Origin of the sequence: Streptosporangium amethystogenes, from assembly GCF_000721075.1 — a bacterium.
Taxonomy (GTDB): domain Bacteria; phylum Actinomycetota; class Actinomycetes; order Streptosporangiales; family Streptosporangiaceae; genus Streptosporangium; species Streptosporangium amethystogenes.
In genome coordinates this window covers 445,707-456,386 of record NZ_JOEQ01000004.1, presented here as the reverse complement: position 1 = coordinate 456,386, position 10,680 = coordinate 445,707, and the positions used below count along the sequence as shown (strand labels likewise).

Annotated in this window: 9 protein-coding genes; 6 read left to right on the top strand and 3 right to left on the bottom strand. The window is 70.2% G+C overall.

What is annotated here, in order from left to right; genetic code table 11:
- Window positions 1–53 precede the first annotated feature (53 nt).
- Entirely contained in the window at window positions 54–1,937 is a 1,884-nt protein-coding gene (locus IG98_RS0106835) for a hypothetical protein (protein WP_051751698.1), read from the top strand.
- On the opposite strand, the gene IG98_RS0106830 is transcribed toward IG98_RS0106835, so the two are convergent.
- Window positions 1,934–3,109: an acyltransferase family protein gene (locus IG98_RS0106830; protein ID WP_051751697.1), complete on the bottom strand. Its 1,176-nt coding sequence runs from the start codon at window positions 3,107–3,109 to the stop codon at window positions 1,934–1,936. The two genes, IG98_RS0106835 and IG98_RS0106830, sit on opposite strands and share 4 nt — an antisense overlap.
- A 202-nt stretch (window positions 3,110–3,311) precedes the next feature.
- Here IG98_RS0106830 and pgfA point away from each other — a divergent pair, with 202 nt between their 5' ends.
- The 5 genes from pgfA (at window position 3,312) to IG98_RS0106805 (ending at window position 8,666) form a co-directional block, all read left to right on the top strand.
- The gene (gene pgfA, locus IG98_RS0106825; protein ID WP_030907123.1) at window positions 3,312–4,229 is read left to right on the top strand and encodes a cell envelope lipid trafficking protein PgfA; all 918 of its coding nucleotides are present in this window, start codon (window positions 3,312–3,314) and stop codon (window positions 4,227–4,229) included.
- Between the two features lie 52 nt (window positions 4,230–4,281).
- On the top strand, window positions 4,282–5,256 hold the full coding sequence (locus IG98_RS0106820; protein WP_245651418.1) for a decaprenyl-phosphate phosphoribosyltransferase: 975 nt from the start codon (window positions 4,282–4,284) through the stop codon (window positions 5,254–5,256).
- 49 nt (window positions 5,257–5,305) lie between these two features.
- Entirely contained in the window at window positions 5,306–6,631 is a 1,326-nt protein-coding gene (dprE1, locus tag IG98_RS0106815) for a decaprenylphosphoryl-beta-D-ribose oxidase (protein WP_030907117.1), read from the top strand.
- A gap of 61 nt (window positions 6,632–6,692) precedes the next feature.
- Window positions 6,693–7,439, top strand: coding sequence for a decaprenylphospho-beta-D-erythro-pentofuranosid-2-ulose 2-reductase (gene dprE2 / locus IG98_RS0106810; RefSeq protein ID WP_030907115.1), 747 nt, complete (start codon window positions 6,693–6,695; stop codon window positions 7,437–7,439).
- 114 nt (window positions 7,440–7,553) lie between these two features.
- Entirely contained in the window at window positions 7,554–8,666 is a 1,113-nt protein-coding gene (locus IG98_RS0106805) for an NAD(P)H-dependent flavin oxidoreductase (RefSeq protein ID WP_030907113.1), read from the top strand.
- Window positions 8,667–8,762: 96 nt separating this feature from the next.
- On the opposite strand, the gene IG98_RS0106800 is transcribed toward IG98_RS0106805, so the two are convergent.
- Window positions 8,763–9,935, bottom strand: a complete 1,173-nt coding sequence (locus IG98_RS0106800; protein ID WP_245651417.1) for a sensor histidine kinase — start codon at window positions 9,933–9,935, stop codon at window positions 8,763–8,765.
- A complete protein-coding gene (locus IG98_RS0106795; protein WP_030907106.1) occupies window positions 9,932–10,576 on the bottom strand; it encodes a response regulator transcription factor in 645 nt (214 codons plus the stop codon). The genes IG98_RS0106800 and IG98_RS0106795 overlap by 4 nt, the downstream gene beginning before the upstream one ends.
- Window positions 10,577–10,680 lie beyond the last annotated feature (104 nt).

The following is a 10,680-nucleotide window of genomic DNA, read 5'->3' as shown; positions in this document are numbered from 1 at the left end:
TTCACAGTCGTAGGGTGTTCCGCCGGAACACGGGGATCAGCAGGGGAGGGCCAGTGGAGGCCACGGAGACAGAACGGCAGGAGCGGCCGGAGCCACCGGCGCTGCGGATCGTGCTGCCCGGCTGGCTGGCGGACCTCCGCAGTCCGGTGCTGCTCGGCGCCGCCCTGCTCATCGTGGTGTCGCTGGTGCTGCGGCTGCTGATCCTGCGCGACTCCTACTTCGTCGAGGACGACCTGCTCTTCGTCGGCGACGCCTATCGGAGCGACCTCACCCTCGACTTCGTGACCCGGGTGCACAAGGGCCACTTCATGCCCGGCGCCCTCGCGCTGACCTGGGTGCTCTCGCGCGTCGCGCCCTACGACTGGCTGCTGGTGGCCGGTGTCACGTTCGTCGCGCAGGCGCTGCTCAGCGTGCTGGCGCTCCGGCTGCTGCGGATGCTGTTCGGCACCCGGCCGGCGATCCTGCCGCTGCTGGCCCTGTTCCTGTTCTCCCCGCTGACGATTCCGGCGTTCGGCTGGTGGGCGGCCGCCATCAACGCGGTGCCGCTCCAGCTCGCCCTGGTACTCGCGCTGACCGCCCAGGTCCGCTTCGCCCGCGGCGAGGGCGGCCGGTACGGCCGGCACGCGCTGGCGTGGTGCGTGGTCGGCATGGCCTTCAGCACCAAGGGGGTCTTCGTCACCTTCCTGCTCTTCGCCCTGACCACCGCCTTCCTGGGGGAGCGGGAGAAGGGCTGGATCACCTCGGCACTCGGCGAGGTACGGCGGCACTGGCGGCTCTGGTCGGCGCACCTGATGGCGCTCGCCGCCTATACGATCCTCTACCTGGCCAGGAGGGGCACCGCGCCAGGAGAGGGCGCGGCGATGCCCGATCCCGACGTGACCACCGAGCTGCTCTCGCTCCTGCTGGGCCGGACGTTTCCCAGCGGGGCGATCGGTGGCCCGATCGACTGGTCGCCGACCGCGGTCGGCGGTCTGGCCGAGCCCTCCGACGCCCTCGTCCTCGGCTCCTGGGTGATCCTGGCGGTCCTGCTGGTGGTCACCCTCCTTTACCGGCGCCGCGCACTGCGGGCCTGGATCATCCTGGCCGGCTACCTGCTGCTCGCCGACGCCGTCCCCACGGTGATCGCCCGGGGCAGCTACACGTCACTGGTGGGCCTGGAGACCCGTTACGTCGCTGACGCCACCGTGATCCTCGCGATCTGTCTGGGGCTCGCCCTGCTGCCGGTCGAGGGGGAGAGCGGTGCCTACCGGCGCGCGCTGCCCGCACCGTCCTCACTCTCCCTGGTCGCGGGACTGACCTCGGGCGCCTACCTCATTCTGTCGATGATCTCGATCGGGGCCTACCGGGACACCCTCACCGGTGACCGGGTCCGGGCCTACCTGGAAACGGCCAGGGAACAGCTCGCCGCGGCGCCGGAGAACGTGGTGATCTATCCGACCCCGCTCCCCGACGACATCGTGCTGCCGGTGAACGGTGAACGGCGGCTCAGCAGCCACCTGCTCGCTCCGCTGGCCCGCCCGGCCATACGGGTCCGGATGACGCATCCGGAACCGTCCGAGGACGCACGGGTCTTCAACAAGGACGGCAAGCTGGTGCCGATGAGCGTCTTCGGCTTCTTCGCCGCCCGGGGCGAGGGCGAGCGGTGCATACCGACCCTGGACGGCACCGCGTTCTTCCCCGACGCGATCTCCTTCGGGGGAAAGGCCACCGCGGGCGCACTGGCCTACATCTCCGACCGGCCGGTCTCGGTGACCGTGGAGGTCGGTGAGGAACGGATCGTGCTCAGCCTGAAGGAGACCTCGGGTGGGCTCGTCCACTTCCCGGTGACCGGGGTGAGCAAGGGCATGAACATCGTGATGAACGACCCGACGGCCCCACTCTGCATGACCGGCGTCGCCCTCGGTGCCCCGGTTCCCCAGGGCGAGCAGCCCTCCTAGCCTTGGGGTGATCCCTCGGCCGGTCCGGGGCGGAGGGGCGGGCGCACGAGGCGGTTGAGGCGCTGGGCGGGCTGTTCCACGAACCGGTGGGTCAGGGTGGCCATCGCGAGCGTCATGACGGTGACGGCCACCAGGTTGCCCAGGAAGTTGCCGGAGAACTGCTGCTGCTCGGTGAAGCCGTACCAGAGGTAGATGGCCACGAACTGCCAGAGGAAGACGCCGTAGGAGATGCGGCCGAGGAAGCCCATCAACGGGTTGGCGAGCAGCACCTTCACCGGTGAGTCGCCCGGCGGTGGCAGCGTGGCCGGGACGAGCAGGCACAGGGCCACGATCGCGTAGAGGGTCAGCTCGAACAGGCCCGACCAGACGCCGTCGATGCCGAGGAAGCGGGTTCCGGTCACGGGGGAGGCGGCGACGGCGTACGCCAGGGCGGCGACCAGCCACCACGAGCCGGGGGAGGCCCACACCGCCCGTTCGAAACGCCGGGCGGGGGAGTCGGCGTCCGGGGTGGCGCGTATCCAGGCCAGCACCACGGCCAGCGCCATTCCCACGGCGAAGAAGATCATCGACCGGGGTGGCCAGCTGTTCAGGAAGGGGCGGTACTCCGGGTAGTAGGTCAGCAGCGTCCAGGCGAAGGAGAGCGCGATCAGCGCGCCCAGGCCCACCAGCAGCCGCTGGGCCCGCCGGTGTACGTCCGCCCCGCCGCGCCGGGCGAAGGCGGCCAGGCCCATGGCGAGCAGGGGGAGCAGGACGTAGAAGGCCACCTCGACCGAGAGACTCCACATCTGGGCCAGGCCCTTGGGCCCCAGGCCGAACCACCAGGTCTCGGTGACGTAGTTCTGGCCGAGGGTCAGCAGCGTCAGCCAGCTCCAGGCGTCGGAGGTGTGGTCGCGTGACCAGAGGAACATGGCCACCATGACCACCAGCCAGTAGGCGGGCAGGATGCGCACCGCCCGCTTCCACAGGTAGGTACGGGTGTGGACGGCGGGGGCCCGGCACAGCAGCGCGGCCGCGTAGGGGCGGTAGAGCAGCAGCCCGGAGAGGGCGAAGAAGATCGGCACCGCCACGTCGCCGCGGGAGAGCAGCGCGCCGGTGAAGCCTTCGCGGAGCGCGACGCCGGACTCGCTCGCGACGTGGAAGACGAGCACCGCGAGCGAGGCGACGGCACGCACGCCGTCCAGAGTGTCCAGATGACCGACTATTTTGGATGGAGCCTGCGGAGAGAGCCGTTCCGATCTAGAACTTGTTTCGGTCACTTTTCCGCATCCCCCGGTGACGTCGATCACTCCCTGCACCTAACATACTGGTCAGTAGCCTTGTCAATCCACATATTTCCCCCCAAACCCCCCATGCTGTAATCCCCCAGGAGGGTAGATGCGTCGGGTCGTCGGAGTAATCCTGTTAGCCGTCGGGGCGTTCCTCATTGTGCTCGCGCCGCTGGTGCGTTTCCAGATCGGCGGCAGCCTGATCGCGGCCCCGGCCGCCCAATACGGGATCAGTAAGCTGGAGGCCACCGGGGCGCAGTACTTCAGCGCCAAGGACCTCAAGGTGATGACCGGTGACCTCGCCATCACCGTCACCACCCGTGGGGATGTGTCCCAGTCCCAGGGCGACCGGGTCGTCTGGGACGAGTTCACCGCGGTCAACGACGCGACGAACGGTAACCCGGGTATCTCGCTCGGCGAGCGGCGCAGTGCTTTCAACAAGTACACCGGCGAGGGCATCAACTGCTGCGCGGTGAACATCGACAAGAAGCCCAGCAAGCTTGAAGGCCAGATCTACAAGTTCCCCTTCGACGTCGAGAAGAAGACCTACAAGGTCTTCAACTCCACCGCGGGCATGGCCTTCGACGCCACGTTCGTCGGCGAGGAGGACGTCAACGGCCTGCCGGCGTACAAGTTCGAGCAGGTGGCCCCGGAGACGAAGACCGAGACCCGCACCGTCCCCGCCTCGATCATGGGCGTGACGGACGTGACCGGCGACGTCCAGGTGGACCGGTTCTACGAGGGCAAGAACACCTACTGGATCGAGCCGGTGACCGGCTCACCGGTCAAGCAGGAGCAGCAGCGCAACGACGTGCTGAGGACCCAGGACGGCGCCCACAGCATCATCGCGTTCGCGGCGACGGCCAAGATGACCCCGCAGACCGTCGACGAGCTGGTGCGCAACGCCACCGAGGGCAAGAGCCAGATCACCCTGCTCAAGGTGACGATCCCGGTGATCCTGCTGCTGCTGGGCCTCGCCCTGCTGGTCACCGGATTCCTCCTGGTCCGCAGGACCGGCCGGGGCTGACGATCGGAATGCGGTGAGCTCCGGCGACCGGATCCTGGCGAGCCAGGATCCGGTGAACGAGAAAGCGATGGCCGCGTGGCCGTCGGCGAATCCGCCGGCGGCCACTTTGGCCGCGCCGGAGTCCACCTCCCCCGGCGCGCCGGAGCACGCCCTCCCGGGCAACCGGCGCCTCTCGCCCGTCGCCCTCATCCGGGCCTGCCGCCCGCGCCAGTGGCTGAAGAACGCCCTGGTGTTCGCGGCCCCGGCGGCGGCCGGCGTACTGGGGACCTTCCAGGGCCTGCTCGGCGCGCTGATCGCCTTCGTGGCGTTCTGCCTGGCCGCCGGCGGCACCTACCTGCTCAACGACGCCGCCGACGTCGAGGCCGACCGCCGCCACCCGCGCAAGCGCCACCGCCCCATCGCGGCGGGTCTGGTCTCGGTACGGCTCGCCTGGATCGCCGGAGCCCTGCTCGTCCTGCTCGCCCCGGTGTTCGCCGCGCTGTCGGGTGACTGGCGGCTGCCGGCCGTGGTCGTCGGATACCTGGCGCTGACCTTCGCCTACACCTACTGGCTCAAGCACGAGGTGGTGGTGGACCTGGTCGCGGTCGCGGGCTGCCACGTGATCCGCGCCTTCGCCGGGGCGGTCGCCGTGGACGTGCCGGTGACGAGCTGGTTCCTTGTGGTGATCTCGCTCGGCTCGCTCCAGCTCGTGGCGGGCAAGCGGGAGGCCGAGCTGCGTGCCGCCGGCGGCGGCAACTCAACCCGCGCCATTCTGGCCGCCTACACTCCCGGCTACCTGTCCGGCGTCCGGATGATGTCGTCAGGTGCCATGATCGTCACCTACTGCCTGTGGGCGCTCAACGACCATCCCGGCCCGTTCTACGGGATCAGCATCGTGCCCTTCCTGCTCATCGTGCTGCGGCACAATCTGCTGGTGGACCGGGGTGTGGGGGAGGAGCCCGAGGAACTCGCCCTGCGCGACCGGCCCACCCAGGTGTTCGTCGCGCTCCTGCTCGTCTCGCTCGCCTTCGGGATCTACCTGCCTTGACCTCCTCCCCGGGGCCGAAGCCCGAGTTCTCCACGCTCAAGGAGGTTCGATGACCTTCCTGACCGGCTGGGGTCGTACCGCGCCGACCCCCGCGCGTCTGGCCAGGCCCCGCTCCGCCGAGGAGGTCGCCGAGCTGGTACGGCGGGCACCGGGCCGGGGCGTCGCGGTCCGGGGACTCGGCCGTTCCTACGGCGACGCCGCGCAGAACTCCGGCGGCCTGGTCCTCGACTGCACCGCGCTGACCTCGTGGTCCCTGGACGAGACGACCGGCCTGGTCACCGCCGCCGGCGGGCTGAGCCTGCACGATCTGATGGGTGCCCTGGTGCCCCTGGGCTGGTTCGTCCCGGTCACCCCGGGCACCAGGTACGTGACGGTCGGCGGGGCCGTGGCGGCCGACGTGCACGGCAAGAACCACCACGCCGACTCCTCCTTCGGCGCCCACCTGCGCTCCCTCACCCTCGTCACGGCCGACGGCGTCGGCCGTACGCTGACCCCGGGCGACGAGTTGTTCTGGGCCACGGTCGGTGGGATGGGGCTCACCGGTGTGATCACCGAGGCGGTGTTCCAGTGCCTGCCGATCGAGACCTCCCGGGTACGGGTGGACGTGACGCGCACCCGGGACCTGGACCACACGCTGGAGACGATGGAGGCCACCGATCACCGTTACCGCTACACGGTCGCCTGGATCGACCTGCTCGCCACGGGCGCCCGGATGGGTCGCAGCGTGCTCACCAGGGGAGAGCACGCGACCCGCGACGAGCTGCCACGCGGCGCCGACCCACTGGCGTTCGCTCCCGGTTCCCTGCTGAAGGCCCCCGCCTGGGCGCCGAACGGGCTGCTCAACCAGGTGACCGTGCGGGCCTTCAACGAGGCCTGGTACCGGAGGTCGCGCCCCGGCACCGGTCTCATCCAGAAACTCGCGCCGTTCTTCCACCCGCTGGACTCGGTGGACGGCTGGAACCGGGTCTACGGCTCGCACGGCTTCGTCCAGTACCAGTTCCTGGTGCCGTTCGGCGAGGAGGCGACGCTGCGGCGGATCGTCTCCCGTCTCTCGGCTCTCGGGGTGGTCTCCTTTCTCACGGTGCTCAAGCGGTTCGGTCCCGGCACGCCGGGGATGCTGTCGTTCCCGGCCCCCGGCTGGACGCTCGCCCTGGACATCCCCGCCGGCCGGCGAGGGCTGGCCGGGCTGCTGCGCGAGTTCGACGGCTGGGTGGCCGGCGCGGGCGGGCGGATCTACCTGGCCAAGGACTCGCGGATGTCGGCCGAGACGATGGCCGCGATGTATCCCCGGCTGGCGGAGTGGCGTAAGGTCCGCGACGAGGTGGATCCGGCCGGGGTGTTCCGCTCGGACCTGGCCAGGAGACTCTCCCTTTGAGCCGGTTTCGCGTCTGGGCGGGCACGTTCCGGTTCCGGGACGCCGATGAGGAGGACTGCCGATGAAGAACGCTCTGGGCGCGGTGGACACCGTGCTGCTGCTGGGCGGGCGCAGCGAGATCGGGCTGGCGATCGTCGAGCGGCTGGTCCGCGACGGTGCCCGCCGGGTCGTGCTCGCCGCCCGTGACGCCACAGCCGGGCCGCCCCCGGTGATCGGGGCCGCCGAGGTGCACCTGCTGGACTTCGACGCCTCCCGGCCCGAGACGCACGGCGAGGTGATCGAGGCCGCCGCGAAGCTGGTCGGTGACCTGGACGTGGTCATCCCCGCCTTCGGTGTGCTGGGCAGCCAGCGGACCTACGACGCCGATCCGGTGGCCGCCGCCGAGGCGGTCGCGGTCAACTACGGCGGGCACGTCTCCGCCGGGCTCTTCGCCGCGCGGCGGCTGCGCGAGCAGGGCCACGGCACGCTGGTGGTGCTCTCCTCGGTGGCCGGGGTGCGGGTGCGCCGGGCCAACTTCGTGTACGGCTCGGCCAAGGCGGGCCTGGACGGGTTCGCGCAGGGGCTGGGTGACGCCCTGCACGGGTCGGGTGCCCGGGTGATGGTGGTCCGGCCTGGTTTCGTGATCGGCAGGATGACCGAGGGGATGTCTCCCGCGCCGATGTCGTCCACTCCGGGCCAGGTCGCCGACGCGGTGATCGTCGGATTGCGCGTCGACGCCGAGGTCGTCTGGGTTCCCGGCAGGCTGCGGGTGTTCTTCGCGGTGATGCGCATGCTGCCGCGCGCGGTCTGGCGCCGAATGCCTCGGTGAAACAGGTTCTTGTTGTAGTTTTCCAACAATGTTTTAGTTTCCCGATAATACCGACGAAATATTCTAGACTAGAACACGTTGCAGTTTGCTGGGGGCGAGTCGTACCGTGGGCGCATGCGGACACGTGTCACAGACATGCTCGGGATCGAACTTCCGATATTCGCTTTCAGCCACTGCCGGGACGTCGTCGTCGAGGTCAGTCGCGCCGGCGGGATGGGCGTGCTCGGCGCGCTCTACTTCACCCCGGAAGAGCTCGAAATGGAGCTCAAGTGGATCGACGACCACGTCGACGGCAAGCCGTACGGCGTCGACGTGGTCATGCCCGCCTCCTACGCGGGAGCCGACCTGGGCGTCGACTCGCCCGAGGATCTGCTGGGACGGCTCCAGGGGATGATCCCCGAGGGGCACCGCGCGTTCGTCGACAACCTGCTGACCTCGCACGGCGTCGGCCCGCTGTCCGGAGAGGAGGCCGGCCGGGCCCTGCTCGGCTGGACCGACGCCACCGCCAGGCCGCAGGTCGAGGTGGCGCTGCGGCACCCGATCGCGCTGCTGGCCAACGCCCTCGGCCCGCCGCCCGCCGACGTGGTCGAGCTGGCGCACGCCAAGGGCGTGAAGGTGGCGGCGCTGGCGTCCACCCCCAGGCACGCGGTCAAGCAGGTCGAGGTCGGCGTGGACATCGTCGTCGCGCAGGGCACCGAGGCGGGCGGGCACACCGGGGAGATCTCCACGATGGTGCTCATCCCGCAGGTGGTGGACGCGGTGGACGTGCCGGTACTGGCCGCGGGAGGCATCGGCAACGGCCGCCAGATGGCGGCGGGCATGGCGCTCGGAGCCGAGGGGGTGTGGACTGGTTCCATCTGGCTCGCCGTCGAGGAGGCCGACACCCCCGCGATGGCCAAGCAGCGCATCCTGGAGGCCACCTCACGCGACACCGTGCGCTCCCGCTCGTGGACGGGCAAGCCCGCCCGGCTGCTCAGGAACGAGTGGACCGACGCCTGGGAGGCGCCCGACTCGCCCGGTACCCTGCCGATGCCGCTGCAGTTCATGCTGATCTCCGACGCGCTCCGCCGCATCGCCCGATCCGACGCCGCCGAGCTGGCCACCTTCCCGGCGGGTCAGATCATCGGGACCATGAACCAGGTACGGTCGACCAAGGACGTGGTGTTCGGGCTGGTGGAGGAGTACATCGAGGCCACCGAACGGCTGGGTCGGCTGACCGGGGAGTAGTCCTCGGGATGGAGCCGGTCGGGGGTGCGCTGCCCCTGCGAAAGGAACGCGGGGGCACCCCCGCCGCGGAGGCCGGGGCTTTTGCGGCATTCGCTGTCAGCCGGCTCGGGCGGGGATCCGGGTGCCGCCGGAATCGGTTACCGGGCTCGCGGGAGCGGGCAGCGCGACCGCGACGCGCAGGCCGCCCTCGGGGCGTGAGGTGGCGGTGACCGTGCCGCCGTGCGCGTCCACGATGGCGCGGACTATCGACAGCCCGAGCCCCGCGCCGCGCGCCGAGCGGACGCGGTCGCCCTGCAGTCGCCTGAAGGGCTCGAAGAGATCCTCCACCTCGTACGGCGGGACCGGCTGCCCGGTGTTCTCCACCACCAGGCCGCCCCGGTCGCAGGAGATCCAGACCTGCCCGTCCCGCACGTTGTACTTGATCGCGTTCTCCACCAGATTGCAGACGGCGCGCTCAAGGAGGAGCGGATCGCCGTCGACGGTCACCGGGCTCAGGTCCCGGTGGATGGTGACGGGCCGGTTGCGGGGCACCGGGTCGAGCTGGTCGAGGGCGGCGCGTACCACCTGGTCGAGTTCGAGGGGCCTGCGCGAGGTGAGTTCCTGCTCGGACTGGGCCAGCAGGAGCAGTCCTTCGATCAGCCGCTCGTGGCGGGCATTGGTACCGAGCAGCGCGCGGGCCAGCGCCTTGAGGTCCGGCGACGCCTCGGGCTCCTCCAGCGAGACCTCCAGGACCGTGCGGTTGATCGCCAGCGGGGTGCGCAGCTCGTGCGAGGCGTTGGCGATGAACCGGCGCTGGGCCTCGAACACCCGGTGCAGCCGGTCGAGCATCGCGTCGAAGGTGTCGGCCAGCCGTTTGATCTCGTCCCGGGGCCGTCCGCGCAGCGCGATCCGCTCGTGCAGGTTGCCCTCGGAGAGCCGCTGCGCGGTCTCGGTGACCCGGTCGAGAGGACGGAGCGCGCGGTCGGCGATCAGGTAGCCGACCACTGTCGCGGCGACCCCGACGAGGACCATGATCAGGAGCGAGGAGCGCAGCATCTCGTCGAGGACGCTGGTCGCCCGCTGCCCCACGTCCCGTATCAGCACCCCCCCGATGGGCTTCTCGGAGGGCAGATCTGCTCCCGCCTCACTTATCTTCGAGTAGGCCACGGTGAACTGCTGGTCCAGCGCCTTGGCGGTCAGCAGGTAGGTGAACCAGACCAGGGTCGACCCGGCCACGAAGAACAGCACGCCGTACAGCAGGGTGAGCCGCATGCGCAGGCCGAGTCTCACAGCCGGTACCCCTTCCCCGGCACGTTGTGCAGCACCGGGGGAGCGCCGAGCTTCTTGCGCAACGAGGTGATCGCGACGCGCAACACGCCGGTGCCGCCCTCGGCGTACTCGTCCCAGACCCTTCTGCGGAGCTCGGTGGAGGTGACCAGGTCACCGTCGGCGGCCAGCAGCTCCCGCAGCAGGTCGAACTCCTTGCGGTTCAGTCCGATCGGCCGTCCGTCCCTGGTGACCGCACGGCGGGCGGGGTCGAGCCTGATCCCGGCCCGCTCCAGGACCGGCGGGGCGACACGGAGGGAGCGGCGGGCCAGCGTCCTGATCCTGGCGACCAACTCGGTGAACGCGAACGGCTTGACCAGGTAGTCGTCCGCGCCCAGGGTCAGCCCGTCGACCCTGTCGTGGACCTGTCCCGCCGCGGTCAGCATGATGACGCGGCTCCGGTGCCTGAGCTCGTCGCACACGTCGTCGCCGTGCACCTCGGGCAGGTCACGGTCCAGGACGACGACGTCGTAGTCGACGTACCCGGCCCGCTCCAGCGCCTCCCGGCCGTCGTAGACCACGTCCACGGCCATCGCGTGCAGCCGCAGGCCCCGCGCGACGGCGTCGGCCAGCTGCTCTTCGTCCTCCACGATCAGCACTCGCATGATGACGAGAGTGACGCACCGGGTGTTAGACCCGGGTAAGCGCTTATCCGGGTCTAACACCGTCTCCGTTGAAGTTGGCCCTCAACCGACCAAGGGAGATCGCA